Origin of the sequence: Oceaniserpentilla sp. 4NH20-0058, from assembly GCF_040371755.1 — a bacterium.
In the GTDB taxonomy this organism is placed as follows: domain Bacteria; phylum Pseudomonadota; class Gammaproteobacteria; order Pseudomonadales; family Oceanobacteraceae; genus Bermanella.
The window spans coordinates 265151-291004 of record NZ_BAABWE010000001.1 but is presented as its reverse complement, the minus strand read 5'-3'; the positions used below and the strand labels follow the sequence as shown (position 1 = coordinate 291004).

The following is a 25854-nucleotide window of genomic DNA, read 5'->3' as shown; positions in this document are numbered from 1 at the left end:
GTTAATCCTTTTTAGCCAAACCGCGTACGGCTTTTGTGTGACCATATGTACGAGGTTGTGTGTACTGGTCAATAAAGGGTGCAGCAAAGTTCATTAGTAACACTGCAAATGCAACAGCGTCTGGATAGGAGCCCCATGTGCGAATTACGTAAATTAAAATACCAATGCCTGCGCCATAGATCAGCTTACCTAAATGGGTGGTAGAGGCGGTGACAGGATCAGTAGCGATAAAAAATGCGCCTAACATGGTAGCGCCACCAAGTAGATGAATTGTCAGTGGTACGTAACTGTCACTATCCCAACCAAAAATACTACTGCACAAAGTGAGTGAAACAAGAAAGCTCACCGGAATGTGCCATGTGAATATCTTTTTCCACACTAAAAATATTCCGCCTAATAAAAAGCCTAGGCTCACCCATTGCCAGCCAAGCAAGATGCTTGATTGATCTTGCCCATTGAATAATGGGTTCATTAAAATTTCGTCAGCTGTAGCTACCGCCACTTGATGTTTATATTCGTCCAATGGGGTAGCCATGGTGAATGCATCTATGGTTTCACGGGAGGAAAAAATCGCAGTTAACGCTTGGCTAAGTTCAATGGTGTTATCAAGAAGTGGGCTAGGGGCGCTCCATGATGTGGTCATAGGTAATGGAAAGCTGACGAGCACCAAAGCAAATCCTACCATGGCTGGATTAAACGGATTTTGTCCTAAGCCGCCATATAAGTGTTTTGCGACAATAATGGCAAACCCTGTGGCAATAATAGTTACCCAGTAAGGTGTGTAAGGTGGCAGGGATAACGCGAGTAATACTGCGGTAAGCAGGGCGCTGTAATCTTTTAAATACATGCCAATTGGACGTTTGCGTATTTTTAAAATTAACGCCTCACACACCAAAGCTGTGCAAGCTGCAATGACAATTTGAATAAGATGGCCTGGGCCAAAAAATGCAGTTAATGCAACAATACCCGGAATGAGCGCCAGTAAAACGGTTTGCATGACATTGGCTGTGCTGAACGCGCGAGTTGTGTGTGGCGAGCTAATGTTTAAAAGTTTCATGCGCTGGCCTCCTGAAGGGCTTTTTTAGCTTCTTCGAGTTTGGCTTGTTGTTTGTCTAAGCCCATTTGTAATGCGCCTACTGTTTCTAGGCCTTGTTCTTTTGCCATATTGAGGCGCTCTAAGGCTTTATCTACCCGTGTTTGAGCCGCTAATACTTTCTGCTTGAGTTGATCGAGGTTAACTTCTGGCTTGGCTGGTAGTTGTGTAGCATTGCTCAAGGTGTTTAAGAATTCAGTTAATGCTTGTTTGGCTTCATTAACGCGCTCTTGCTGTTTTTCAACGGCAGTTGTTAATGCATCTACTTGTTCACTGTTTGATTCCTTTGCATCCGCTAAACGCTTTTGTGCAGTGTTTAGTCGAGATTCAGCCATCTCAACTTTTTTCTCCATTCGCTCCGGTGTCATTTCTATTTGAGCGGCAGCGGGTTCTGCTTTAGCGGCTTTTTTTGCACTTGCAATGGCCTTTGCGGCTTCTTTCATTTTGTCTTGGGATTTAGTCAGTGCACCTTTTAATAGCTCAACTTTGTCAGTGTCGCCGGCTTCTTCGGCTAAAGCGATTTTCTCTTTGGTTTTTTTAACGCCATTTTGTGCAGCGTCCAATTTCTTTTGCAGTAGCTCTAGGTCAGCGGCTGGGGCTGCTTTGGCTTCTGAAGAGGCTGGCGCAGCGGCTTCGGCGGCTTTTTTCTCTGCTTGTTTTTTTGCAGCGGCTTCCGCTCGGGCTTTGCGCTTGGCTTCTTTTTCTGCTGCTTCACGTTCTTGGCGAGCCATTCGTGTTTCAAAACGCTCTTTGGCGCGATCACTTTTTAGTTTGTCTGCATTGGCTTGTTTGATTTCACCTTTGGCAAAGCGGTAATACTGAACAAGGGGAATGCTGCTTGGGCAAACATAAGCGCAGGCACCACATTCAATGCAGTCACTAATGTTGTGGGCGGTGGCTTGCTCTAAATTACTGCTTTTGGCAAACCAGTAAAGTTGCTGTGGCAATAACTGAGCTGGACAGGCCTCTGTGCACATACCGCAGCGAATGCAGGCTTGCTCATAGGCTGGATCGGGCAGTTCTTGTTGTGAGGAGGCAATGATGCAGTTTGTGGATTTCACAATGGGGGTTTGTGCATCTTCAAGGGTAAAGCCCATCATCGGGCCGCCCATTATTAAGCGATTTAATTGGTTTGAGTCAGTATTGGTTTCACGTAGTAAGTGGCTAACTGGAGTACCCAAAAGAACTTCGAAATTTTGAGGTTGGCCGCAGGCATTACCTGTTACTGTGGTTACACGGCTTATTAGTGGCTCGCCTTTGCTAATGGCTTTGTATATTGCAAAGCAAGTACCTACGTTTTGACAAAGAATACCAATGTCAGAGGGTAGGCCGCCGGCTGGCACTTCTTTGCCAGTTAATATTTCAATTAGCTGCTTTTCACCGCCACTTGGGTACTTGGTTGGTATGGGTACCACATGAATATTAAAAGTATTATCTTTAAAGTGCTTCAAAGCATGTTCTAGGGCGGCAATGGCTTCTGGCTTATTGTCTTCGATGCCGATTAAACATTGCTTCGGCTGCACAATGCGTTGAAGGATTTCAATACCCTTGATGATGCTGTTAGCTTGTTCGCGCATCAGCATGTCATCAGCGGTGATGTAAGGCTCACACTCAGCTGCGTTTATAATTAGAGTTTCAATTTTACTGGGTTCAACCGATGCTTTAACGTGGGTTGGGAAACCTGCGCCACCTAATCCTGTAACCCCTGATGCGGCTATTTTTTCAATTAGGGCTTTTGGCTCAGCTTCTAAATAGTTTTCAATGCCTTGAATGGTTGCCCAGTTTTCTAAACCGTCTGGTTGAATTTCGATGCATATGTCGCTCATTCCAGAAGGGTGAGCAATAACTCTGTGCTCAATTGCGGTGATTTTTCCAGATGTGGGTGCATGCAAATTTGCACTGACAAAACCTTGAGCTTCGGCAATGACTTGGCCTTTAAGTACCATGTCTCCTAGGCTGACCACAGGTTTAGATTGTGCACCGATATGTTGTGCAATCGGTAAAGTGAGTGTTTCTGGCAGCTTTAAACTAGAAATTGGCGATGCTGTGCTTTGTGTTTTGTTTTCAGGTGGGTGAATGCCACCTTTAAATTCATGCAGAGTAATTAAGTTCATTTATGCCGCCTGTTCTTTATCTGTGGCAATGATGTTGGCGGGCTTGTCCCAGTGCCAAGTTTGTAAGCCGGTGGCCACAGGTAGCATGTCGATGCAGTCAACTGGGCAAGGGTCTAAACATAAATCACAACCAGTACATTCATCGGCTATGACGGTGTGCATTTGTTTAGCGGCACCTAAAATGGCGTCCACTGGGCAGGCTTGTATGCACTTCGTGCAACCTATGCATTCATCTTCACGAATAACCGCTACCATGGCAGATTCTTTTTCTGCACCGTGTTCGGCATCTAGTGGCTCAGGATCTACACCTAATAAGTCTGCGATAGCGGCTATGGTACTTTCGCCACCGGGAGGGCATTTGTTGATTTTTTCTTCCCCGCCAGCAATGGCTTCGGCGTATGGACGGCACCCCGGATAACTGCATTGTCCGCATTGGGTTTGAGGCAGTAGGGCGTCAATTTGTTCAACTACCGGGTTGCCTTCAACTTTAAAGCGTACAGCGGCAAAACCCAAAATAGCGCCAAAAATCAGGGATAATATTACAAGTGCGCTAACGGCAATTAAGATAATAGTCATGTTAGCCCCTAAATCGACACTAGGCCGGTAAAGCCCATAAAGGCTAGCGACATTAAGCCAGCAGTAATCATGGCAATGGCGCTGCCTTGGAATGCTTTAGGTACATCGGCTACTGCGATGCGTTCTCGCATGGCACTAAATAGAACCAAGACTAACGAGAAGCCTACAGCTGCACCAAACCCATAAAGAATGGACTCCATGAAGCCGTTATCACGTTTGATATTCAAAAGGGCAACACCTAATACGGCACAGTTGGTAGTGATTAACGGTAAGAAAATCCCCAGAACGCGATACAACAGCGGGCTGGTTTTGCGTATGGCCATTTCGGTAAAGCCAACTACTACGGCTATTACCATGATGAATGAGATGGTTTTAAGGTATTCAATATCTAATGGAATTAATAAATATTCATATACTAAGTACGAGCTAAGGCTTGCCAGTGTTAAAACAAAAGTGGTGGCGGCAGACATGCCGATGGCGGTTTCTAGTTTATTGGAAACCCCCATGAATGGGCATAAACCCAAGAATTGAACAAGTACGAAGTTGTTCACCAGTATGGTGGAAATAAGTATGAGGATGTAATCAACCATAAAGGCCTCGAATACTGGGTGTGAATATAATGTATTCCAGCTTGAGCAGCGTAAATCGGTCTAAATGGCTGTCAGTGCAGGAAAAAGGGGGCGTATTATCGGCTATGTGACAGGGCGGTACAAGCCAGTCTAGTGATTGTATTGACGAGTAATAGCAATAGTATATATCGGTATAATCGATTTACAGTGCTTGGGTTATCTATTTAGTGGTTTATGTTCTGCTGTGTATGGTTTCTTGTGGCTGTTTGATTCAAAAGTTAGGATGGAAAACATTGTGCAGTTAAGTGAGGCGCACAAAAGAGGACATAATGCCAACTGTGGTCAGCATTAAGCCTTTTGTGATAATACTGCTTTACATAACTCGCATACCGGGTTTTGCGCCTTCGTGTGGCTCTAATAGCCACAATTCGTCGCCACCTGGGCCTGCGGCTAGAACCATGCCTTCTGAAATACCAAATTTCATTTTTCGTGGTTTAAGGTTAGCCACCATGACGGTGAGTTTACCAGTTAGGTCTTCTGGGTTGTAAGCTGCTTTTATACCGGAAAACACATTACGGGTTTTGCCTTCACCAATATCGAGGGTTAACTGAAGTAATTTACCGGCACCTTTTACATAGTCTGCAGAAACAATTTTAGCGATGCGTAAATCAGTTTTAGCAAAATCATCGAATTCGATTTCATCGGCTAATGGCTCGCTCAATGCAGATTCAGTTTTAACTGTTTGATTAGTCGCAGCTTCGGCTTCTGCATCTGCTTTTTCGGCTTCAACAATGGCATCGACTTTGTCTTTTTCAATGCGGCTCATCAATGCTTTAAATTTGGTGATTTCGTGATCCAATAATGGAGCCTTGCGGGAATCCCAGTTTAAGTCTTCTATATTCAAAAACTTAGCAACGTTGTCACTCATGTTTGGAAGAACAGGTGAAAGGTAAGTCACTAATTGGCGGAACAAGTTAATACCAAGAGAGCAAATGCCGAGTACTTCTTCGGCTTTACCATCTTGTTTGGCTAATGCCCAAGGCTCTTTTTCGTGAATGTATTCATTAGCGGTATCAGCAAGGGCGATGATTTCACGAATGGCCTTGCTGTATTCGCGGTCTTCAAAATATTGGGCAATGACATCACCCTTAGTAACAGCTTCTTCAAGGATGTGTGCATCAGGCAATACTGGGGCTAACTTACCACCTGATTTTTTAACAAAGCCGGCGCAACGTGAAGCGATGTTAATAACTTTGCCGATTAGGTCGGAGTTCACACGTTGAGAGAAGTCTTCAAGATTCAAGTCAAAATCATCAACTCGGTTGTTTAATTTGGCGGCGTAGTAATAACGTAAATATTCTGGGTCTAGTTGATTTAAATAGGTACGGGCTTTAATAAATGTCCCACGAGATTTAGACATTTTTGCACCGTTAACGGTGACATAGCCATGTGCCCAAACAGCACTTGGTGTGCGATAACCTGCACTGTGTAGCATGGAAGGCCAGAATAGCGCGTGGAAGTTAATAATATCTTTACCAATGAAGTGATACACCTCGGTGTCGCTTCCCGGTTTCCAATAATCGTCGAAATTTAAAGCACTGCGATCACATAATTGTTTAAAGCTAGCCATATAACCGATAGGAGCGTCTAGCCAAACATAAAAGTATTTTCCCGGTGCCCCTGGGATTTCAAAACCAAAATAAGGTGCATCGCGGCTGATGTCCCATTCTTGAAGGCCGCTGTCGAGCCATTCGGCCAATTTATTGGCTACTTCATTTTGCAGTGTGCCTGAGCGTGTCCAGTCTTTTAAGAATGCTTGGAATTCAGGTAGCTTGAAAAAATAATGCTCGGATTCTTTTTCAATAGGTGTGGCCCCAGACATAACGGATTTTGGGTTGATTAACTCAGCAGCGTTATATGTTGCGCCACAGCTTTCACAGTTGTCCCCGTATTGATCTGGTGTTTTACATTTAGGGCAATCACCTTTTACATAACGGTCTGCAAGAAACATTTCTTTTTCAGGGTCGAAAAGCTGCTTAATACCACGAACCGCGATGTGGCCGTTATCTTTTAATGTGTTGTAAATGTCCGCTGAAATTTGGCGATTTTCTTCGCTGTGGGTAGAGCCGTAATTATCGAAATTGATTAAAAAGTCAGCAAAGTCTTTTTCGTGATCGGCCTGTACGGCTGCAATTTGTTCTTCAGGGGTAACGCCCATTTTTTCAGCTCGCAGCATGATAGCGGTGCCATGTGCATCGTCTGCGCATACATAGCTGCATTGATTACCTCGGGATTGCTGGAAGCGCACCCAGATGTCGGTTTGAATATACTCAAGCATGTGGCCTAAATGGATAGGGCCATTTGCATAAGGTAGAGCACTGGTTACTAGTATGCGGCGCATGGAAATCGTCTCGGTACTAAGAGGTTTGGATAAAAACAAAGGGGCGTAATATATCAGGATTTCACAGTTTCATATAGCTTGAGCGGTTTTCTCTACTAATTATAGTTGCGAGTCGGTAAAATCCGAGCGCATTACTTGGTTACTTTGTGTGAAGGTGTATATGTCACAATTACAAGCCGCTGTAGAAGGCGCAATTAAAGGGTATCAAGACCCATATCTAGGTAGCGATCTAATCACCGCTGATGCTTTGAAATCACTTCAGGTTGATGGATCTCGTGTTGAGGTGCAATTTTCTCTGCCATATCCTAGTGAATTTCTGAAGACGGGTGTTGAGCAGATGCTTCAGGTGGCCATCGAGAATGTGGATGGGATTGATTCTGCACATGTATTGATTGATTGGTATGTTGAGCCTCACAAAGCTCACGAAAATCTAGCAAGCATTAACAACGTTAAAAATATCATTGCTGTGGCGTCTGGTAAGGGTGGTGTGGGTAAATCGACTACTTCTGTTAATTTGGCGTTGGCGTTAGCGGCTGATGGCGCGCGAGTTGGCTTGTTGGATGCTGATATTTACGGTCCATCGGTTGCTATGTTGTTGGGTGTTCAGGACGGGGTTCGTCCTGAAACTGTGGATGACAAGTTCTTCAAGCCTGTTATTGCACACGGTGTGCAGTCCATGTCTATGGCGTATTTGATTACTGAAAATACGCCTATGGTGTGGCGCGGCCCTATGGTAAGTGGTGCGCTACAGCAGTTAATCACACAAACATTATGGGATGATTTGGATTACTTAGTAATTGATATGCCGCCGGGTACTGGGGATATTCAGTTAACCTTGAGCCAAAAAGTGCCAGTTTCGGCTTCGGTAGTCGTAACAACCCCTCAAGATGTGGCGTTACTTGATGCTAAAAAAGGCATTGAGATGTTTCGTAAGGTGAATATTCCTGTGCTGGGTGTGGTGGAAAATATGTCCATTCATGTTTGTGGCAGTTGTGGCCACGCAGAACATATTTTTGGTGAGGGTGGTGGTGAGCGTATTGCTCAGGAGTTTGATACTAAGTTGTTAGGTTCACTTCCTTTATCAAAATATGTGCGCGAGCAATCTGATAGTGGGCTGCCAGTTGTGGCGGATGAGCCTACTTCGAATATAGCGAATATGTACCGTAATGTTGCGCGTAATGTGGCTGTTGCGTTGAGTCGTTTACCGAGTCAGGCTGTGCCTGAAATTCAAATTTCTGACGATTAATCGCGACTATTAACTGATGCCACTCAGGTGTTTTGTATTGGGTGGCTATTTTGATTGTCTTCAAGCCAGTTTTTGATTTCACTTTTGAAGTCTTTGCTGGCTTTTTTAGGGAAAGCCATATTGAAGTTATTGAACCGTTGCAAAATCATTTTGGCGCTCTCATAGCTGCCGTTATGCTCTAGGAATGCATTAAGTAAATTGCGCTCGGTTGGTTTTAGTTCGCTGATGCTGTCGATTGCTTGATGTTGCCTTTCATGGAAGTTTAGGCAGTCTTGTTCGAGTTTTAACCCTTTTTGTGAAAGCCCATAAATGACCAGTGCTGATTGGGTGCCGCTGGATTTATCTAATTTATTACCTTGGCGAATGATTTTGAATTGGTTTCTCATCCAAAAGTAAGTGACGTCCTTTGTGTTGGCGTAACTTGATCCAATATAGTCATATCGGTTGGTTTTTAAATGTGCAATCGCGAAGCTCAGTAATCGGCTAGCCAGCCCTAGCTGTTGAAATGGGGGAAGGGTGGCGATACGTACTACCCGTGCTCCTTTCAGGTTGAAAGCTTGATATTGACCAAGATGATGGGCCAGTACTTGTGGGATCAAGTGGCCCTTTGGTCTTCTATAACCTTTGTAAATCTCTTCATGTAAATTATTAGAACGCTCGTCATGACTGGGAATAGGCCCTTCATCGTTAATTAGGCAGACACTTATGACGTGCTTTTTTTCTTTGTGTTTAATCGTTTGAATGAACAGCTCTAGTCCCGGTGCGTCTAGTAGGTCGCGCAAGTCACTTGGTTTAGTTTGGTAGTGTGCTTGTACCAGTAGTGCGAATACTTGCTCTAGTAGGTGAGGTGTCTTGGTTAGGCTTTTGTTGTTTAGATGTTCGCTTTGGTATTCGTTGGATACCTTGTTTTTTTCAACCAGTTTTAAGGCACTTGGCTCACTATCAAGACAGAAGCTTTTAAATAACCAGCGCTCTAATGGATCAGATTGACTAAAGCGAACAGGTGTAGAAAGGGTCAGGTGTTTCCATGTGTGAAGAGGCGATAGAGATAGCTGCTCTAAATAATTGAAAAAACGAATTTGAAAACCTTTGCCTGTGCCTTCGTAGCCGTGTGTTGTGCTGGCGAAGATGAGTCGTTTGAAATGAGAGCTCCATTCAATGAGCTGCCCAATGGGAAGGCTGGCGGCTTCATCAATAAAGATAATGTCATCAGGGCTTGCGGTTTCTGTTAGTCGCTCGGGGGCTAAAAATTGTAAAGCTTGTTTTGTGGTCTCGCTTAAGTGCTTATATACGGCGGTCGTTGCGGCTTTATTGGGTGCACAAAGGTAATAATTTATACCGTTATCTTTGTTCAGGTTTATTAAATTTTCAGCGATCATGCCCAGTAGGTGTGATTTGCCACGCCCCCGATCAGCTGTAATCACATAGGATGTAAATAAGTGGCTTTCAAGTGAGCTTAGATTGCTTGTTATATATTGAAGCGTATCTGTTTGATCATCGGTTGTGGAGTTTGCTGGGGTGTTTAGGTTAGGCGTAACGCTCTGCCATTCATGAAGCCAATCTGGTGAAAGATTAAATTCTGTGTGCTGTTCTAATATTATGACCCCTTGGTTTGCTCGTTGAGCTTTCTTTGCGAAATGAATTAGACGTTTTGTAGTAAGGGGGTTTTTACATTGGTCTTCAAATCCAAGACTGGTGCGGCCTTTTGCGAATTCATCTTCAAATTCAGGCCATTGTTCCAATGGTGGTGTGAGTAAAAATAGAACGCCTCCGGCTTTAATTGTGCCTGAAATGGCGGTTAGTGCGTCTGGGAATAAGCCGTGATGGGCATCGAATACCACGTTGTCGCATTCATAGCCAAGTAGGGTGCTGGGCTTGCTGGCCTTAACGCAGGTTAAATAAGCGTGCCTTAATTCGGCTTGGCCTACATAGATGTTGTGTTTGTGCAGGCTGAGCCAGTGATTGATATTTGACCATGCCCAGTGGTGATCCCCTGCAAGCCAAATGACCTGCCGTGCTTTTTGGTTTGCTCGGTATTCACTTAGTTGTGATAGCCATGGCAGCATAATAAGAAGGGTTACCTGTTACCGTATTCAATTATTCTGTTAGAATCTCGGCCAATTGTAACTGAGTTTGTAGGCTTTGCATGCGTTTAAGTGATGGTGATATTCAATCGGCCCTTGATATTGGTCATATAAAGCTCACGCCTAGGCCGGATGATAAGGCGATATCGGGTATTAGTGTTGATTTGCGCCTAGCGAATAGCTTTCGTGTCTTTAGCAATAATTCGGTGCCGTTTTTGGATTTATCAGGGGATCGTGACCAGTTAAATAAAAATATTGACCGGGTGATGGGTAAAGAAATTGTCATTGAAGGTGACGATGCATTATTTATCCATCCTGGTGAGTTGGTGCTGGGCTCAACATTTGAGTCGGTGGAGATTCCTGACGATTTAGTAGGTTGGCTTGATGGTCGATCAAGCTTGGCGCGTTTGGGTTTAATGGTTCATGTAACAGCTGGGCGAATCGACCCTGGCTGGAAGGGGCAGGTGGTGTTGGAGTTTTATAATTTAGGTAAGATGCCGCTGGCTTTGCGCCCTGAAATGATTATTTGTGCGCTGTCGTTTGAAACTTTGTCTAGCCCCTCTAAACGTCCGTATTGCTCTCGTGAGAACGCTAAGTACAAGAATCAACAAGGGGCAATATCATCGCGTATGGGTGATGATTAGGCTTTTAGTAGGTTATATTTGTTTTATAAGAAGCCCGCAATAGCGGGCTTTTTTATGGTGTAAAGATTTATAGTTGATATTTTATGTGCGTAATCTTACATATTGATATATTATTTTAATTTAATACGTATAAATATGCGGTTTAATTATGAAAGCTACCTTGGGGCATCAAGTGGAGTTGGCCATGGTTCGCATTGGTCGGGTGTGCAAAGATGCGCGCTTGTCGCAAAATCGAACTCAAGCTGAGCAGTCTGAATTAGCTGAAATCAGCTTACGGGCTGTGCAAAATATTGAGGCTGGCCAATCGGGGCAGACTCTTATCCTATTTAAGTATCTTCAATCTTTGGGTTTGTTGGAAGTACTTGTTTCTGCGCTTCCTGATCCTGAGGCATTGACACCATTGGAGCAGTTGGCCATGGAGAAGGCAAGGCCGCTCAAACCTAAGCGAATTTCTCGCAAGCGCAGAGATAAAGCGGAAGAAAAACTAACACCTAAATGGGGTGATGATCATGTCGATTGACTTAGCAGAGGTAGTGCTATGGGGAACGACCATTGCCGTTGTGCGTTGGGATGAGTCAGCTCAGGTAGCAGATTTTCAGTATACCCCAGAGTTTATTGAATTCGGCATTGAGGTGGCACCTATTGTCATGCCTGTGCGCCAAGCACCATATCGTTTTACAGGGCTTAATTTTCAAACATTTAAAGGATTACCCGGGCTGTTGGCAGATGTATTGCCAGATAAGTTTGGTAATGCCTTGATTGATCAGTGGTTAATCAAACATGGGCGCTCACCGGATGATTTCAATCCAATTGAAAGGTTGTGTTATACCGCGAATCGCGCCATTGGTGCGTTAGAGTTTAAGCCGACACAGCGTTACTTTGAAGAAGATGCGCAAAGTGAAATTGATGTATCAAATATGGTGCGCTTAGCAAGCATGGTTTTGCAGAAAAAGAACTTCCACATTGAGTTGGAGGGTGAGGCGGATATTGCCGCTCAGGATTTAGAGCAAATATTGCAAATTGGTACTTCTGCAGGTGGTGCTCGTGCAAAGGCCATTATTAATTGGAATGAGCAAACTCAAGAGATACTACCGGGGCATTTACCCGCGCAAGATGGCTTTGAAGGGTGGTTGATTAAGTTTGATGGGGTAAGTGAAAACAAAGACAAAGAGTTGGCAGACCCATTAGGATTTGGACGAATTGAATATGCGTACTACCTGTTAGCCAAGGGTGTAGGTATTCATATGATGCCAAGTAGGTTGCTAGAAGAAGGTGGAAGGGCTCACTTTATGACGCAGCGCTTTGATCGCATAGGTACAGAAAAACGCCATATGACCAGTTTGTGTGGTTTGGGTCATTATGATTTCAATTTGGCCGGTGGTGCCAGTTATGAGCAGGCGTTTGTATTGGCTAGAACGTTAAATGTGTCAAGGGATGATGTGGCGCAGCTGTTTAAACGTATGGTGTTTAATGTGGTGTATCGTAATCAGGATGATCACACTAAAAACATTGCCTTTTTAATGGATAAAAAAGGGCGTTGGCAATTAAGTCCGGCATTCGATGTGGCTTATAGTTTTAACCCTATTGGGCAGTGGACATCAAAACATCAAATGAGCATCAATGGTAAGCGTGATCAAATTTTAATTGAGGATATGTTGGCTGCAGGGGAACAAACTGGTCTTTCAAAGCAACACTTGAATAAAATTGTGAGGGAGGTGCTGACTGGTGTTGATAACTGGTTACCGTGTGCGCAACAAGCGGGTATTTCTCCGGTGTTAGCGGAAGACTTGTCATACACATTTAGGGCTTATTAATACTCCAAATGCTGTTAAGTGTGGTTGAAAACTCAGCTAAAGATAAATTTAGCTTAATGGCAAACCAGAGAGACTCTAAGTACTGCATTTCTTGTTTGGCTTGATTGAATTGAGTTATGGAAATGGACTGATATTGTTTGAGCATTGCCTTGATTTGCGTTGCATTTAATTGGGCGCTTTCACTCAGTACGGCTAAATCCCAAGCGGGGTTACCTATGTGGGCGTATTCCCAGTCGATTAAATGTGTTTCATTCTGATTGATAATCCAATTTTGTGTGTTGCAGTCCATGTGGCAAAGGCAAGGTTTGAAGTCATTACTGGTTTTGAATTGTCGCTCAATTGCGGTTTTTAAATGCTCTAGTTCTTTGGCTTGATCAGGTTGCTTTGAAATAAGTTGCTGCCAATAAGACTCAATTCGATCATTTAAATCAATAGTCGGCCAATGCTGATTTAGAGGCAGTTGGTGAACTTGTTTTAATATTTGGGTAACTTGATTTAAAAGCTCAGGTGAGCTGTTATTTACGAGTGTTTCTTTAAGTGTTTTGCCGTTAATGTAAGGGCGAATCCAGTAGTTTTTTTCTTTGTTTTCAAATATGACCGCTGGGCATAATCCTAGCTCTGATATGGATTGATGCACTTCCCGTTCGTGGTGACGGTTGATGTAAAAGTCGGATTCTTTATTGGAATTACAGCGAATAACATATTGGGCTTGGCTGTCTTTAGGTTGGAATAACCAGTTTTCGTTGGTTAAACCCTCATTGAGAGGGGTGAGCTCTTCTAAGGAGGGATGCTGTTGGCAAATTGATGGCCATTGCATCCAGTCGTTTAGAATATTGATTAGGTGTGAGTTAGGCATATTGTTTGTTGGCTGTGCTTTGTTCGTTTTTATAAGTTTTTAACCAAGCGTTGAAACCAAAAACAACCATAACAACGTATACCGCCATTAAAAGGGCTGTTAAATACAGTTCACGATCTAAATATAAATAGATGGCAAGGCTGTCTATAACAAGCCAGTAAATCCAATTTTCAAGAACTTTTTTGGCCACCATATAGGTCGTGAGTACCGCCCCCCATGTGGTGAAAGAATCTAAATAGGGCATGACCGCCGTGGTATGCTCGTGCAATAAAAATCCGCTGGTAAAGGTTAACAATAAAACAGCGCCAATGGCGAGCGTGTGTTGTTTGCCACTCCAAACCGTGATGGGAAGTTTAGTGCTGATGTCATTTTGCATAGCTGAGTGTTGTGGTTTTTTATTCCATACATACCAGCCATAAATGGCCATTACCAAATAATAGACATTAAGTGCGGATTCCATGATTAAACTAACATCAAAAAACAGCCAACTATAAATAGCGGTGCTACCAAAAGCGGCATACCAGCACAGACTGTTTTCGCGCATGGCCAAGACTAAATAAGCGATCCCCAATGCAACCGCGATGACTTCCCAATAGCTCATGGCTTGGGCGGCTGAGATTACCCCTTGAATAAAGGCTTCATTAAACGATTGCTGAGTTTGAGTATCTGCTTCCATACTATGCCTTTAATTGTCGCCGTGTGGGTTGAGGGCAGGGTTTAAATTTGCGCCTATAAACTTACACACAAAAATGGCTTTACCAAATTGCTCGTATGAGCGCTTCATTTCATTCGTTAACACCGACATGACTAAATCGTAATCGCCAAATATCTGCGTGCTCATGGTGTTGCCTACCACACTGATGCCGTCAGTGGCGTTTAGGCGGTTGATAAAGTCTTTGATGGCGGGGATGTAGTCATCGGCCAAAGGATACTTGCTGATTTCGACGGATAAATCCATGTTGGCTCCAATTGTGAGAGAAGCCGAGCTGAGCTCGGCTATGGTTGTATTAAAAATCGTAACGAGCACTTAATGAAATTAAGCGAGGTTCGCCAAATTGCGTGTATTTATTTGGTGTGTAAGCTGTTGCTGGATCTACATAGTATTGAGGGTCTTGAATCCATCCACTAAACCCACGAACCTCCGTGTCTACATTTGTAAGGTTTTTACCGGTGAGGGCTAGTGACCAATTATTGAATTTGTAGTCGATAGAGGCGTGAAGTAAGTTAAATGATTCTGATTTTGCGTCATGTGTGTCCGAGAAATAAAATTCATCTTTACCTTCTAGCTCTAAATTGGCGCTTAGATTGTTGGTTAGATCTAATTTGATAGCGGTCGAAAATGTGTAGCTAGGCGCATGAGATTGGTTTCTGCCGGATTTATCAAGCGTAGCATCATTTACCCAGTCTCCATCGGTGTCGATATTAATGGTGAACCCGTTAATTTCTGTTTCTAGTAAACCAATTGCTGCTTTCCATGTTAATAGTTGAGAAATTTTCCAATTCGCTTCTAATTCTAAGCCGAAGTTTTCACCGGAAGCTGCATTGTTGATGGAATCAATGAAGGTCGCGCCATTGTCTCTAACAGTAGAGCTTTTAACTTGCTGGTCTTCACGTTTTATGTGGAAAATAGCAATGTTGGTGGTCAATTCATCGTTGAGTAAGCTAGATTTCAAGCCTATCTCTGTTGCCCAATTGTATTCCGTGTTGAACTTTATTAGGTCGGTTGGCAGGTTTTTGTTTGAGTTGAACCCACCCATTTTATAACCTCGAGAAAGGCTTATATATGCAAGGTGATTTTCATTTAATAAAGTATCAAGTGAAATCTTGCCACCAAATAGTGTTTCTGAGTGTTTGTCTTTAAGTCCTTCGGAGTCAGCGAAGTTTGATCGCCATTCTTCAATTCTCAATCCATAAGTCATACTTGTTGTTGCTGTGAGTGAGGATGTTAGTTCACTGTATAGAGCGAATGAGTTCGAATGGAATGAATTGTTATATATTGTAGGGGCTGAGTTTTTAATGCGAGATTGTGTTAAATCTTCGTCAAATGATTTTGTGTAAGCACCTATTATCCAGCTAGTTGAGTTATTTAGTATGTTACTTTGAGGTTTTGAAAGTAGGCGGATATCAAAGCTGGCTTTGTCTGTGTCACGATTAAAGGCTTCAAAGTCTGTACCTGTATGCCCTCTAAATCCGTCATTCATCCAGTCATAGTCGTATGAGTACAGTGAATCGCTGTTTGAAAATTCGGTATTTGTTTCTATAGAAAAGTATTGAGTTTGATTGCTGGTTTGTATGGATGCTGCAGTTAAGTCAATAGTGTCTTTTCCTGGCTCATCGCTTTGCGTATTTCGGGTATTGTCTATTGTAAAGGCATCGTAGCCATTGTCAGTTTTAACTTTAATTAGGTTTAGCTTGTAGCGGCTAGCATGGTTTTCCCATACTAAATTGGCTTTTGCTGTATTTTCATCAAACCCAGCGGTGTCTTTTTTATTTAGGTGCTTGTTTTCAATGTAGCCATTTGAAGTGTGTGTTTTTAGCGCAAGACGTGCGGAAAGATTTTCATTTATTTGGGTGCCAATTGCACCACTCAAGTTGATGCTGTTGTAGTTGCCTATGCGAGCGGAAATAAATCCAGAGTTTTCATTGGTTTGTTCTGTACTTTTTATGTTGATGATGCCGGCTAATGCGTTGGCTCCAAAAGCAGTGCCTTGTGGGCCGCGTAATATTTCTATTTGTTTAATATCAAATAGAGTCGCTGCACCAGCTAAGCCTGTCATGTCTATTCCGTCTATGACTAAACCTACTGAAGGGCTTATAGGGTCGACAAATTGGCTGCGCTCACCAATGCCTCGAATCTGAATGAAGCGCCCGCGGGACGCGCCTGCAGCAAAATTTACGTTAGGCGCAAGGGATAACACGCTTTCTAAATGGTCGGCATTGCGGCTTTGAATGTCGTCTTCACCTACCACTGTAATAGAAGAGGGTATTTGCATTAAATCAAGTTGACGAAAATCAGCGGTGACATTAATGGTTTCTAATTGGGTTTCATTTGTATCTGGTGTGTCTGATGGTGTGGCTACTGAGTCTGTGATTTGGCTATTCACAGCGGTTGGAAATGCTGCAAGCGCAGGTAAGCTCAGTGCGCTTAATAATAAAATGGGGGTTTTCATGGGTCTTTTCCAAAAATTGAATAAGTCCCGGTTATTGCGTAGAGGTAATTTAACTATTCCGTTAGAAAAATAGGGAATACTTATTAAAAGAATGTCCATTCCTACGCCGGTATTAACCGGATCAGGTTCTAGGGGTTCGCTAAAAAGACATCTCAGGCCGAGGCCTCCCCCTGGGTGCGGCCATTCTACGTGATTTAACTGTGAGAAAGAAGTATTAGAGGCCAAGCAGGGTTTGGTTGTTAATTTGGGCGCTTTTTAGTTTGATGGTATTACTGTCGCCGTTGCTTTCTTTGTTTTTAAGTTTAATGAGTAGATATTCGTAATCGACGGCAAACCAGATCTGTGTTGATTCTTTATGCTTTTTATTGATTTGAATTACTTCTACGGTATTCATATCGCCGTTTTTTGTTTTAATTTTACCAGTATTGGCGACTTTGAATTTGAATTCCTTTAAGCGATTTTTGTACGCTATTTGGTAGCTAAACTCTGTTTTTCCGGCAATTAGGTCAAGGCGGATTTGCTCTTGGTAGCTCAGATTATCTTGCGTGCCAAAAGTAAGCTCGTAGTTGGCCCATTCATCTCTTTCTTTAATGAATGTTTGTCGTTTGTCCCAGTCGAATGTTTGACCGCGTTTTTTCTTAGATAAGAAACCTGATGTTTTATAGCGGTATGTCAGTGGTCTGATTGTGTTGTCTTCAATGTTGTACTTAGAGGCTTCATGCAAGTCTGCAATAGACGAGTAGGCCTCAAATGTGAGTTGCCAACTTCCATCTTCAAGTTTGGAAAGTTCTCTTTTTGCTTCGATGGTAACGGGGAACCAGCCTGCTTTCCATGTGGCTTCATATTTTGCTATGTATGGCGAAAGTGTAATGTTTGGTGTCGTAGGTATGTCTGCGATTACGGGATTTGCTGTAGCAAGGAGTAAATAAAAAATCACGCTGAAAATTTTCAAAGCATCCTGCCTAAGCATCTTGATCGGTAGATTTCGAGTATAAGCGCAGTTACTGGTGCGTGACTAGTAACTGGCTACATATGTCTATATTAATTGACGTTAAGTTGCAGGCCTGTTTCAGGTAGTGCTTCGCTGTCGAAATATGCATCACCCTTGATCATGGTAATGCGACCCTCTACGAACCATTTTACGGCTATTGGATAAATAACGTGCTCTTGTTGTTGAACGCGAGTTTTTAAACTGGCTTCGCTGTCATCGTCAAGAATAGGGACAACTGCCTGAATGATGTTGGGTCCGCCATCTAGGTCTTCACTGACAAAGTGTACGGTAACCCCGTGCTCTTTGTCGCCAGCTTCCATAGCCCGTTTATGGGTGTGCAGACCTTTATATTTTGGTAGTAGCGAGGGGTGTATATTTAGGAGGCGACCTTTGAAACGACGTACGAAATCAGGTGTAAGAATGCGCATGAATCCAGCAAGCACGACGAGATCGGGCCCGTACTGTTCAATTTCGTGAATCAGTTTGCCGTCAAACTCTTCTCGACTTGAATATTCAGTGTGGTCCACAACGCTGCAAGGGATATCGAGCTGTTTAGCTCGATCAAGGCCCATTACGCCGGGACGATTACTGATGACCCCGATAATTTCGCCATCGATTTCTTTTGATTTACAGGCTTCGGCAATAGCTTGAAAGTTACTGCCGGAACCTGAAATTAGTACGACAATGCGTGCTGGTTCTGCTTGTTCAGGATGCACTGTAATTATTCCTCGTCAACGCCTTTAACAATAACCTGAGCATCAGCATCGTTGGCTTGCTCAATGCGTCCTACTAAGGTGGCTGTTTCACCTTCGGCGTTTAAGAGATCTATGGTGGCTTGTGCGTCTTTTTCATCAACCACAACGATCATGCCAAGGCCACAGTTGAAGGTAAGGTGCATTTCATGCCAGTCGATATTGCCTTTCTCTTGTAGCCAGTTGAATACGGCTGGACGATCCCAAGCGGCGCTGTCTAGAACACATTTGGTGCCTTCAGGTAATACGCGAGGGATGTTCTCATACATGCCACCACCAGTGATGTGGCAAATAGAGTGCGCATCGATGGTTTCTAGCATTTTTAGGATTGGCTTAACGTAGATGCGGGTTGGTGCCATTAGGGCGTCACCTAATGATTGTCCGTCTAGGTCCTGGCTTAGGTCGGCACCGGATACTTCGATTACCTTACGTACAAGAGAGTAGCCATTAGAGTGGACACCGGAAGAGCGAAGGCCGATGATTACATCACCTGCTTTTACTTTGCTGCCGTCAATTAGCTCGGCTTTTTCAGCAACACCTACGCAGAATCCTGCTAGGTCATAATCTTCGCCTTCATACATACCTGGCATTTCAGCAGTTTCACCGCCAACAAGTGCGCAGCCAGATTGTAAGCAGCCTTCACCTATGCCTGTTACTACGTTAGTAGCTACATCAACGTTTAATTTTCCTGTGGCGTAGTAATCTAAGAAAAACAGAGGCTCAGCACCGCAAACGATAAGATCGTTTACACACATGGCTACTAGGTCGATACCTATGGTGTCATGTTTGTTTAGGTCCATGGCTAGGCGCAGCTTGGTGCCAACGCCGTCAGTGCCAGAAACCAAAATAGGCTCTTTGTATTTGGTCGGTAGGCTGCAAAGTCCAGCAAACCCGCCTAGACCACCCATTACTTCAGGGCGGCGAGTTTTCTTCACCACACCTTTGATGTTATTTACAAGCGCATTACCTGCGTCGATGTCTACGCCGGCGTCTTTATAGCTTAATGACTTGTTTTGATCGCTCATGTGGTGGCCCTTTTGTGCGGGAAGTATCTGTTGAATAAAAAAGGTGGCGGATTTTACCACTTGAGGAGAATTATATAAATCATACTTGCGTGTTTGATGGCACAATTTACATATAGGGGCTGCATTTTTTTGGTAATTTGTCAGAATACCCGCCAATTGAAGGATTTATGGCTATTTATGAAGATTTTCTCGTGTTTTTTATCTTTTTTATTGGTTGTGCCTGTTGCTTGGTCAAAACCGGTGGCAGGTTTATACGACTCAAAGGTGCCTGTGCCTAATCAGCAGGTTCAAAGCCGCCAGCAAGGAGCCAAAGTTGGCTTGCTTGAGGTTTTGCAAAAAGTCAGTGGCTTTAGTATTCCTGCGGATAACGAGGCGATTAAACGTGCGCTGGGTATTGCTGATCAGTATTTGTACCAGTTTAGTTATGAGGCGGTTGAGAAAGACGAATGGGATGAGACTATTCCTCCTGGTTCAAGTTGGCTCAATATGCGATTTGAAGGGCAGGCTATTCAAAGAATCGTTCAGCAGGCGGATTTGCCACTTTGGGGTGGGAATCGTCCCACTGTATTACTCTGGGCTATGATTGATGAAAATGCTCGTCGCGTCATTATCGATGGGGAGCAAAGTCTTATATCTGATGCCATAGCAGCTGCCTCATATAAGCGTGGGGTGCCTTTGGTATTGCCGCTTTATGATTTAGAAGACTCTATACGTTTGCCCCAAGAAAGCTTGTGGGGCTTGTTCGCTGAACCAATAAAAGAGGCTAGTACTCGTTACGAAGCTGACTCAGTGGCGGCTGTGCGCTTGTACAAGAATGCAGATGATCGCTGGGTGGGGCAGTGGCGCTTTTATTTTAGAGAACGTGAATATCGATATGAATTTGAATCTGACAGTGTCAAAGAACAGATGCTATTGGGTGTTAGTGCCAGTGCAGAGGTGCTTGCCAATGCTTATGCCATTCGCCCTTCGCTGGCGCAAAGTGATCTTATTGCTGTAAAGATTTTAGGTATAGCGGATTTAAATCGTTATGCGTCTGTATTGAAGTACTTAGAAAAGTTGAGTGTGACAAAAGATGTTGTGGTTAATAGCGTTCAAGGTGATACATTGGCGTTAAGTGTGACTTTAAATGGAACCATAGCTCAGTTTAATCAGGTGTTAAAGTTAGATAAAAAGCTTAATCAAATTGAAGTAGAGGCAGCAGAGGTTGTGTCGGACTTGGCCCCTCTACGGGCTGAGTCGTTACAGTTTAGTTGGCAGCCGTAAGATGAAATTAGGCAGGTGGCAGTTTTGCCATGGCTTAGTTGAGAGCTTGTGACCTTGGTTGGCGGCACTCGCAATATGTATATTTGGATAAGGAAGGCTGTCAATGAATAATGCTACTTCGTTAGCTGTGAGACCTCTTATTGCAGCGTTGGTTGTTCTAGTTTTAGGTTGGCTGATTTATCAGCTTGAACCAGTTTTAATGCCTTTCATTGTGGGGGGGTTATTAGCTTATCTGGGTGACCCTGTAGCTGATAGGCTGGAATTGAAAGGATTAAGCCGAACTTGGGCCGTTGTGGTTTGTTTTTTTGCCTTAACCTTGTTTTTTCTTGTTTTGCTTTTCATTTTAGTGCCTTTGGTTGTGCATCAGGTAAAGGTTCTTTACGGCCATGTGCCCATGGTTTTTGAGTGGATTAAACATGTTGTGCAGCCGTGGCTAATTGAGACCTTTTCTTTGCAGGCGAATGTGTTTGATGTTGATTCCCTTAAGGAAAAAATAGTTAGCCAGTGGGGAGGGAGTCAAGATTTAATCGGCACTGTTTTGGCTCGGGCGACTTCATCAGCTGGCAGCTTTATTAACTTTGTGGTTAACCTAACCCTTGTGCCTGTAGTGGGTTTTTATCTACTAAGGGATTGGGATATTTTAACTGCGAAACTGCTTGGTTTGATGCCTAAGCGCTATCAAGGTACGTCTAGTCGATTGGGTCGTGAATGTAATGAAGTTGTTGGCGCCTTTTTACGCGGACAGTTGTGGGTAATGGCCTCCTTGGCTTTGATTTACGGTCTGGGGTTGTGGATGGTAGGGCTTAAGCTAGCGTTGATTATTGCTCTGATAGCGGGTCTGGCCAGTATTGTCCCTTATATGGGGTTTGCCATTGGGATTATTGCCGCCATGTTAGCTGGGTACTTCCAGTTTGGCTTGGATTGGTCCTTGGTGTTTATTTTAATTGTGTTTGCGGTTGGTCAGGTTATTGAATCTGTTGTATTAACCCCCATATTAGTTGGAGATAAAATTGGACTGCATCCGGTAGCCGTTATTTTTGCCATTATGGCGGGTGGTCAGTTGTTTGGGTTTGTTGGTGTGATATTGGCTCTGCCTGTTTCGGCAGTTATTGTGGTACTCTTACGCCATATTCACGAAATTTATAAAGATACAGAGTTTTATTCGGAAAGTTGATGGCATCAATACAAGTTGTCGAGCAATTGCCTTTAAGGGTGCAATTACGCGACGAAGCAACATTTGAAAATTTTTATGCTAAGCAAGACTTAGAAGCCGTTGAACAGATTAAGCTGGCTTCTGTTCAATCTGGAGAGCAAAGCATTTATATATGTGGTGGGTTAGGTTCTGGCTGTAGTCATTTACTTCAGGCCGCTTGCCATGAAGCCCAATCCAATGGTTTAAACAGTGTTTATTTGCCTTTGGATGAGCTGGTTGACTATTCACCTGCAGTGTTTGAAAGCCTAGAGGATTTACCTGTTATCGCCCTTGATAATATTCAATGTGTTGCAGGGGATGCTCAATGGGAAGAGGCTTTGTTTCATTTATTTAATCGTATGCGTGATGCCGGTGGACGTATGATATTTGCCGCCAATGCTTCACTGGATGAACTGGGTATTGAGTTGCCTGACCTGTTATCTCGGTTGAAGTGGGGATTGGTGTATGAATTTGATGACCCAGACGAAGAATATAAAATGTCTGTGTTACAGCTTCGTGGCCACAATAGAGGGTTAGAAATATCACCTGAGGTGGCTAAATACGTTGTTAGGCAAGTTGAAGGGGATATGGAAAACATGTTTGAGGTACTGCAAAAGTTAGATCACGCCTCATTAAGTGCGCAGCGCAAACTCACACGACCTTTTGTAAAGGCCGTGATGCAGTGGTAGTTACCCCGAATAAGGCTCTACTAGTCCGGCTTCCAATAATCGGGCGTATAATTCTAGGTTTGTTCTCACTCTTTCTTCCGGGACTTTTAGGTCTAATAAAAGGTTAGAGGCGAGGTTCTCTAATTCTTCTTCAAGTTCCATTTCTGACATGTTAAATAATTCATACGCAGGAATGACGTCAAACGGCACTTCAGCACCATAAGCTTGGTATAATGTTGAAAGCCATTTTTGATACAGATATGGCTCTTTCACATATACAGGTTGTTTGTCTACATCTTCTGATAATTCTCTGATGACATCCAAAACGGTTTCACCAACTAATTCAATTTGTTTGCGGGTAATGCCGTGTTTATCCTCATTGGATGCATCCCATTTATCCCACTCGTCTTCTGGGCGAATAAGAACATCTTTGAGCTGTCCATCAGCAATAGACCAGCAAGCGGCGATCGGATACGCATCTTCTTCGTAACTACTGCTTTCAAGGACTAGAAAACGTGGGTATTCCATATACAATCCTGTACTAAATAAACCGGAGTTTAAAATGGCTAAACAAGAACGAGATTTTTACCAACGTGACCCAGAAGATCAAGCTGCTTTTTTAGAGCAAACTTGGTGTAACAATTGTTTAGAGGTCGATCTTGGTATGGTTGATCCTGTTGAATATGAGCAGGATGGTACCATTATGATCGAAGGAAAGTGCAAAAAATGTGGTGAATCTGTCATAACCGAGTTGGCAGATGAAGAAGACGACAGCGAATGGATTGATTAAAGTTTATAAAGCCACTCTTATGAGTGGCTTTATTTTTCATTGACGCTTAAGTAGGCGGGTATAATAAGCGGAAGTGATAAATTGAATTAAGGTTATGCATACGCCAAGAGTTGCCATTGAGCTACCACTTGCACCAAATACCGCTAACATCCAGATTATAAAATAAACCAAGCACACATAGCTCATCCAAGCCATGATGTTTTTGGTTTTCATTATTAAGCCGGGTATTAAAACCAGCCAAGGTAAGCCTTTAATGGCTGTCCAAAGAATCCCCAGAAATACATCATAGACTCCGGTTATTTGAAGATCCGGCCGATCAAAGCTGCTGATGCCTAAAATAATGAATTGTAGGAAGAAGCAGGTCAAAGCAATGTAGTAGTTGATATTGATTTTGGTCATTTATGCCTCAAGCATTTTGGCGAGTTCTGCAATACGGAAGCCTTGAGCCTGACATAAAGCGGTTTCTTCACTGCTTAGTGAAAGGTTGCTGTTTTTTCCTGCATAGTGGCTAACTCCGTAAGGTGTCCCCCCTGAAAGGGTGTCCATAAGCTCTGGTTCGGTATAGGGAATGCCTGCTAATACCATACCGTGATGCAGTAGCGGTAACATCATAGAAAGTAGAGTGCTTTCTTGTCCGCCATGTAAGCTCGATGAGCTGGTAAATACGGCTGCAGGTTTATTGACCAGCTCTCCGGTTAGCCATAAGTTGCTCGTACCATCTAAAAAGTACTTTAGTGCAGCTGCCATGTTGCCAAAGCGAACCGGGCTACCTAGTAAAAGGCCGCTACAGTTTCTAAGGTCATCTTCTGTGCAAAACAATGGGCCGTCATCTGGAATGTCAGCCTGACTTGCTTGAGTGTCGTTTGATACGCTTGGAACCGTGCGTATGCGTGCTTCAATGCCTGATCTTTCGATGCCACGGGCCATTTGTTCAGCCATGGCAGCCACGGCTCCTTTATGGCTGTAGTAAAGTACTAAAACGTATGGCGAGGCCACTATAGTATCTCCAGTACAGATTCAGGTGGTCGGCCTAGTCTGGCTTGATTACCATTTATAACGATAGGGCGTTGAATCAATTTAGGTTGGTTTACCATGGCGTTAATTAAGTATTCATCACTTAACGTTTTATCTTTGAGGTTTTGTTCCTTGTAAGCTGCTTCTGAATTTCTAAGTAATTCTCTAGGGGTAATGCCCAATTTGGCTAAAATATCGCAAATTTGTGAGGCATTTGGTTGTTTATCTAGGTAAAGGTAAACAGTTGGGGTGATACCTGTTCCTTCAAGTAAGGACAGGGTTTCTCTTGATTTTGAGCAGCGCGGGTTGTGCCATATCTGAATCGTCATACTGTACCCATTACAAAGTTATATAAAAGGCGTATTGTACTAAATATATGGTTTTGTGCGAGGTTGAAAGTGCACCAGTTTTTAAAGTTTTGTTGGTTTGTCATTAAGCGCTTTGAGCGCAATCAAAACCGTAGGAATGCAGCTGAGCTGACATTTGTGACGCTATTTGCAGTTGTTCCATTAATGACCTCTGGATATGTCATGCTCACATGGTTCCCTCAGTACACCTCATTTATTGATACTTTTCATGACTTTGTGTTTCAGCATTTTGTACCCACTTCTGGTGAAGCGCTTCAAAGCTATTTAGGTGGATTTTCCCAGCAGGCAAAGAAATTAACATGGATTGGTTTGGGGATTTTAGTTTTTAGTGCAGTTAGCTTAATGCTGACAGTTGAAAAATCATTTAATCATATTTGGCGTGTGAATTCTCAAAGGGCCGGCAAACGAGTGTTGTTTTATTGGTTGATGGTTGTTTTAGGGCCAATTTTACTAGGCAGCGCTTTTTTAGTGACAAGTTATTTATTGAGTTCAGCAATTTGGTTGGATCACGTGGACTCTGTATTTCATGTGAATCAACTGTTGTTTAGTTTTTTGCCGTTCATTATTTCTGTGGTTGCTTTAAGTGCAATGTACTTTTTTTTACCAAATACGAATGTTGTATTCTGGCATGCGCTTTTAGGTGGGGTAATTGGATCTTTAGTTTTAGAGTTGTGTAAATCAGGCTTTGTGTCTTTGGTTGCTTTATCACCGTCCTATCAGTTGATTTATGGTGCGTTTGCAGTTGTACCTTTGTTTTTGATGTGGATTTTTCTGGCATGGTCAGTGGTTTTATTTGGGGCGGAGCTGGTTAGGGCAATGCCATTTGTAAAAAAGGAGCTGGTTGGTGAAAAAGCGACCCAGCTTGATTGGGCATTATTGATTTTACAAAAACTAAAAGAATGCGATAAAAAAAGTGGCTTAGATAAAGAGGCTCTGACAAAAGCTTTAAATTTGGTGAATATTGATGATTGGCAGGTTGTTTTAAATTTATTTTTAGTGGAAGGTTGGCTCGATGAGAGTTCAACACATTTTTATTTGAAGATAAATTTAAAAGAAAAATCCGTGGCTGAATTAACCGAAATCTTATATGGATATAAGTTAGATCAATTCACCGTGATTAAGAATGGTACAGTTTGGTTTGATGTACTTAAGCCTATTTTTCGCGATATAAGAAAACAGAAGCAGGCAGTGTTGGAACTGCCTATCTTTGATGTTATATAAGAA

The 25854-nt window shown here is 43.1% G+C and carries 26 protein-coding genes and 1 riboswitch; of the genes, 9 read left to right on the top strand and 17 right to left on the bottom strand.

Going from position 1 to position 25854, the window contains the following annotated elements:
- Position 1 precedes the first annotated feature (1 nt).
- The 5 genes from rsxD to metG all read right to left on the bottom strand — a co-directional run bounded on the left by rsxD (position 2) and on the right by metG (position 6753).
- On the bottom strand, positions 2 to 1057 hold the full coding sequence (rsxD, locus tag ABWV45_RS01315; protein ID WP_353347896.1) for an electron transport complex subunit RsxD: 1056 nt from the start codon (positions 1055 to 1057) through the stop codon (positions 2 to 4).
- Positions 1054 to 3207: an electron transport complex subunit RsxC gene (rsxC, locus tag ABWV45_RS01310; RefSeq protein WP_353347894.1), complete on the bottom strand. Its 2154-nt coding sequence runs from the start codon at positions 3205 to 3207 to the stop codon at positions 1054 to 1056. Before rsxC ends, rsxD begins: the two co-directional genes overlap by 4 nt.
- Complete coding sequence (gene rsxB / locus ABWV45_RS01305; RefSeq protein ID WP_353347892.1) at positions 3208 to 3783, bottom strand: electron transport complex subunit RsxB; 576 nt, start codon at positions 3781 to 3783, stop codon at positions 3208 to 3210. It lies immediately after the preceding gene.
- Between the two features lie 8 nt (positions 3784 to 3791).
- Positions 3792 to 4373 (bottom strand): electron transport complex subunit RsxA, encoded by a 582-nt coding sequence (rsxA, locus tag ABWV45_RS01300; protein WP_353347890.1) that lies wholly within the window; start codon positions 4371 to 4373, stop codon positions 3792 to 3794.
- A 352-nt stretch (positions 4374 to 4725) separates the two neighbouring features.
- Positions 4726 to 6753 (bottom strand): methionine--tRNA ligase, encoded by a 2028-nt coding sequence (metG, locus tag ABWV45_RS01295; RefSeq protein WP_353347888.1) that lies wholly within the window; start codon positions 6751 to 6753, stop codon positions 4726 to 4728.
- A gap of 160 nt (positions 6754 to 6913) precedes the next feature.
- On the opposite strand from metG, the gene apbC reads away from it, so the two are divergent.
- Positions 6914 to 7999, top strand: coding sequence for an iron-sulfur cluster carrier protein ApbC (gene apbC, locus ABWV45_RS01290; RefSeq protein WP_353347886.1), 1086 nt, complete (start codon positions 6914 to 6916; stop codon positions 7997 to 7999).
- A 23-nt stretch (positions 8000 to 8022) separates the two neighbouring features.
- On the opposite strand, the gene ABWV45_RS01285 is transcribed toward apbC, so the two are convergent.
- Complete coding sequence (locus ABWV45_RS01285; protein WP_353347884.1) at positions 8023 to 10065, bottom strand: tRNA(Met) cytidine acetyltransferase TmcA domain-containing protein; 2043 nt, start codon at positions 10063 to 10065, stop codon at positions 8023 to 8025.
- An 80-nt stretch (positions 10066 to 10145) separates the two neighbouring features.
- Here ABWV45_RS01285 and dcd point away from each other — a divergent pair, with 80 nt between their 5' ends.
- From dcd to ABWV45_RS01270, 3 genes are all read left to right on the top strand, one after another.
- Positions 10146 to 10727, top strand: a complete 582-nt coding sequence (gene dcd, locus ABWV45_RS01280; RefSeq protein ID WP_353347882.1) for a dCTP deaminase — start codon at positions 10146 to 10148, stop codon at positions 10725 to 10727.
- 148 nt (positions 10728 to 10875) lie between these two features.
- Positions 10876 to 11247, top strand: a complete 372-nt coding sequence (locus ABWV45_RS01275; RefSeq protein WP_353347880.1) for a hypothetical protein — start codon at positions 10876 to 10878, stop codon at positions 11245 to 11247.
- Positions 11237 to 12541: a type II toxin-antitoxin system HipA family toxin gene (locus ABWV45_RS01270; protein ID WP_353347878.1), complete on the top strand. Its 1305-nt coding sequence runs from the start codon at positions 11237 to 11239 to the stop codon at positions 12539 to 12541. The genes ABWV45_RS01275 and ABWV45_RS01270 overlap by 11 nt, the downstream gene beginning before the upstream one ends.
- Here ABWV45_RS01270 and ABWV45_RS01265 read toward each other — a convergent pair.
- The 7 genes from ABWV45_RS01265 to purM all read right to left on the bottom strand — a co-directional run bounded on the left by ABWV45_RS01265 (position 12528) and on the right by purM (position 19335).
- Entirely contained in the window at positions 12528 to 13397 is an 870-nt protein-coding gene (locus ABWV45_RS01265) for a phosphotransferase (RefSeq protein ID WP_353347876.1), read from the bottom strand. The two genes, ABWV45_RS01270 and ABWV45_RS01265, sit on opposite strands and share 14 nt — an antisense overlap.
- Entirely contained in the window at positions 13390 to 14073 is a 684-nt protein-coding gene (gene pnuC / locus ABWV45_RS01260; RefSeq protein WP_353347874.1) for a nicotinamide riboside transporter PnuC, read from the bottom strand. The genes ABWV45_RS01265 and pnuC overlap by 8 nt, the downstream gene beginning before the upstream one ends.
- A gap of 9 nt (positions 14074 to 14082) precedes the next feature.
- On the bottom strand, positions 14083 to 14355 hold the full coding sequence (locus ABWV45_RS01255; RefSeq protein WP_353347872.1) for a YkoF family thiamine/hydroxymethylpyrimidine-binding protein: 273 nt from the start codon (positions 14353 to 14355) through the stop codon (positions 14083 to 14085).
- Positions 14356 to 14404: 49 nt separating this feature from the next.
- Positions 14405 to 16567, bottom strand: a complete 2163-nt coding sequence (locus tag ABWV45_RS01250; protein ID WP_353347870.1) for a TonB-dependent receptor — start codon at positions 16565 to 16567, stop codon at positions 14405 to 14407.
- 81 nt (positions 16568 to 16648) lie between these two features.
- Positions 16649 to 16748, bottom strand: a riboswitch (TPP riboswitch).
- A gap of 33 nt (positions 16749 to 16781) precedes the next feature.
- Positions 16782 to 17519 (bottom strand): DUF3108 domain-containing protein, encoded by a 738-nt coding sequence (locus tag ABWV45_RS01245; protein WP_353347868.1) that lies wholly within the window; start codon positions 17517 to 17519, stop codon positions 16782 to 16784.
- 89 nt (positions 17520 to 17608) lie between these two features.
- Positions 17609 to 18274, bottom strand: a complete 666-nt coding sequence (gene purN, locus ABWV45_RS01240; RefSeq protein ID WP_353347866.1) for a phosphoribosylglycinamide formyltransferase — start codon at positions 18272 to 18274, stop codon at positions 17609 to 17611.
- Between the two features lie 5 nt (positions 18275 to 18279).
- Positions 18280 to 19335 (bottom strand): phosphoribosylformylglycinamidine cyclo-ligase, encoded by a 1056-nt coding sequence (purM, locus tag ABWV45_RS01235; RefSeq protein ID WP_353347864.1) that lies wholly within the window; start codon positions 19333 to 19335, stop codon positions 18280 to 18282.
- 177 nt (positions 19336 to 19512) lie between these two features.
- Between purM and ABWV45_RS01230 the strand changes: the two genes are divergently transcribed.
- From ABWV45_RS01230 to hda, 3 genes are all read left to right on the top strand, one after another.
- A complete protein-coding gene (locus ABWV45_RS01230) occupies positions 19513 to 20598 on the top strand; it encodes a DUF2066 domain-containing protein (protein WP_353347862.1) in 1086 nt (361 codons plus the stop codon).
- 103 nt (positions 20599 to 20701) lie between these two features.
- Entirely contained in the window at positions 20702 to 21772 is a 1071-nt protein-coding gene (locus ABWV45_RS01225) for an AI-2E family transporter (RefSeq protein ID WP_353347860.1), read from the top strand.
- Positions 21772 to 22479, top strand: a complete 708-nt coding sequence (hda, locus tag ABWV45_RS01220; protein WP_353347858.1) for a DnaA regulatory inactivator Hda — start codon at positions 21772 to 21774, stop codon at positions 22477 to 22479. Before ABWV45_RS01225 ends, hda begins: the two co-directional genes overlap by 1 nt.
- Here the strand turns inward: hda and ABWV45_RS01215 are convergent, their stop codons facing one another.
- The gene (locus tag ABWV45_RS01215; protein WP_353347856.1) at positions 22480 to 22986 is read right to left on the bottom strand and encodes a hypothetical protein; all 507 of its coding nucleotides are present in this window, start codon (positions 22984 to 22986) and stop codon (positions 22480 to 22482) included.
- 34 nt (positions 22987 to 23020) lie between these two features.
- Between ABWV45_RS01215 and ABWV45_RS01210 the strand changes: the two genes are divergently transcribed.
- A complete protein-coding gene (locus ABWV45_RS01210; protein WP_353347854.1) occupies positions 23021 to 23248 on the top strand; it encodes a hypothetical protein in 228 nt (75 codons plus the stop codon).
- Between the two features lie 36 nt (positions 23249 to 23284).
- Here the strand turns inward: ABWV45_RS01210 and ABWV45_RS01205 are convergent, their stop codons facing one another.
- From ABWV45_RS01205 to arsC, 3 genes are read right to left on the bottom strand one after another with little or no spacing between them, the layout of a single operon-like run.
- Positions 23285 to 23647, bottom strand: a complete 363-nt coding sequence (locus tag ABWV45_RS01205; RefSeq protein WP_353347852.1) for a DUF2069 domain-containing protein — start codon at positions 23645 to 23647, stop codon at positions 23285 to 23287.
- Entirely contained in the window at positions 23648 to 24244 is a 597-nt protein-coding gene (gene wrbA, locus ABWV45_RS01200) for an NAD(P)H:quinone oxidoreductase (protein WP_353347851.1), read from the bottom strand.
- Positions 24244 to 24591, bottom strand: coding sequence for an arsenate reductase (glutaredoxin) (arsC, locus tag ABWV45_RS01195; RefSeq protein WP_353347849.1), 348 nt, complete (start codon positions 24589 to 24591; stop codon positions 24244 to 24246). The genes wrbA and arsC overlap by 1 nt, the downstream gene beginning before the upstream one ends.
- Between arsC and ABWV45_RS01190 the strand changes: the two genes are divergently transcribed.
- Positions 24571 to 25851, top strand: coding sequence for a YihY family inner membrane protein (locus tag ABWV45_RS01190; protein ID WP_353347847.1), 1281 nt, complete (start codon positions 24571 to 24573; stop codon positions 25849 to 25851). The two genes, arsC and ABWV45_RS01190, sit on opposite strands and share 21 nt — an antisense overlap.
- Positions 25852 to 25854: the final 3 nt, after the last annotated feature.

Bases quoted from the DNA above. Each gene is read 5' to 3' on its own strand.
- ABWV45_RS01265 (WP_353347876.1), bottom strand. From the start codon at position 13,397: ATGCCTAACTCACACCTAATCAATATTCTAAACGACTGGATGCAATGG.
- apbC (WP_353347886.1), top strand. From the start codon at position 6,914: ATGTCACAATTACAAGCCGCTGTAGAAGGCGCAATTAAAGGGTATCAA.
- rsxA (WP_353347890.1), bottom strand. From the start codon at position 4,373: ATGGTTGATTACATCCTCATACTTATTTCCACCATACTGGTGAACAAC.
- ABWV45_RS01250 (WP_353347870.1), bottom strand. From the start codon at position 16,567: ATGAAAACCCCCATTTTATTATTAAGCGCACTGAGCTTACCTGCGCTT.
- ABWV45_RS01255 (WP_353347872.1), bottom strand. From the start codon at position 14,355: ATGGATTTATCCGTCGAAATCAGCAAGTATCCTTTGGCCGATGACTAC.
- ABWV45_RS01285 (WP_353347884.1), bottom strand. From the start codon at position 10,065: ATGCTGCCATGGCTATCACAACTAAGTGAATACCGAGCAAACCAAAAA.
- metG (WP_353347888.1), bottom strand. From the start codon at position 6,753: ATGCGCCGCATACTAGTAACCAGTGCTCTACCTTATGCAAATGGCCCT.
- purM (WP_353347864.1), bottom strand. From the start codon at position 19,335: ATGAGCGATCAAAACAAGTCATTAAGCTATAAAGACGCCGGCGTAGAC.
- rsxD (WP_353347896.1), bottom strand. From the start codon at position 1,057: ATGAAACTTTTAAACATTAGCTCGCCACACACAACTCGCGCGTTCAGC.
- ABWV45_RS01205 (WP_353347852.1), bottom strand. From the start codon at position 23,647: ATGACCAAAATCAATATCAACTACTACATTGCTTTGACCTGCTTCTTC.
- dcd (WP_353347882.1), top strand. From the start codon at position 10,146: ATGCGTTTAAGTGATGGTGATATTCAATCGGCCCTTGATATTGGTCAT.
- ABWV45_RS01215 (WP_353347856.1), bottom strand. From the start codon at position 22,986: ATGGAATACCCACGTTTTCTAGTCCTTGAAAGCAGTAGTTACGAAGAA.
- arsC (WP_353347849.1), bottom strand. From the start codon at position 24,591: ATGACGATTCAGATATGGCACAACCCGCGCTGCTCAAAATCAAGAGAA.
- ABWV45_RS01230 (WP_353347862.1), top strand. From the start codon at position 19,513: ATGAAGATTTTCTCGTGTTTTTTATCTTTTTTATTGGTTGTGCCTGTT.
- ABWV45_RS01210 (WP_353347854.1), top strand. From the start codon at position 23,021: ATGGCTAAACAAGAACGAGATTTTTACCAACGTGACCCAGAAGATCAA.
- hda (WP_353347858.1), top strand. From the start codon at position 21,772: ATGGCATCAATACAAGTTGTCGAGCAATTGCCTTTAAGGGTGCAATTA.
- rsxC (WP_353347894.1), bottom strand. From the start codon at position 3,207: ATGAACTTAATTACTCTGCATGAATTTAAAGGTGGCATTCACCCACCT.
- rsxB (WP_353347892.1), bottom strand. From the start codon at position 3,783: ATGACTATTATCTTAATTGCCGTTAGCGCACTTGTAATATTATCCCTG.
- pnuC (WP_353347874.1), bottom strand. From the start codon at position 14,073: ATGGAAGCAGATACTCAAACTCAGCAATCGTTTAATGAAGCCTTTATT.
- ABWV45_RS01225 (WP_353347860.1), top strand. From the start codon at position 20,702: ATGAATAATGCTACTTCGTTAGCTGTGAGACCTCTTATTGCAGCGTTG.
- ABWV45_RS01275 (WP_353347880.1), top strand. From the start codon at position 10,876: ATGAAAGCTACCTTGGGGCATCAAGTGGAGTTGGCCATGGTTCGCATT.
- ABWV45_RS01270 (WP_353347878.1), top strand. From the start codon at position 11,237: ATGTCGATTGACTTAGCAGAGGTAGTGCTATGGGGAACGACCATTGCC.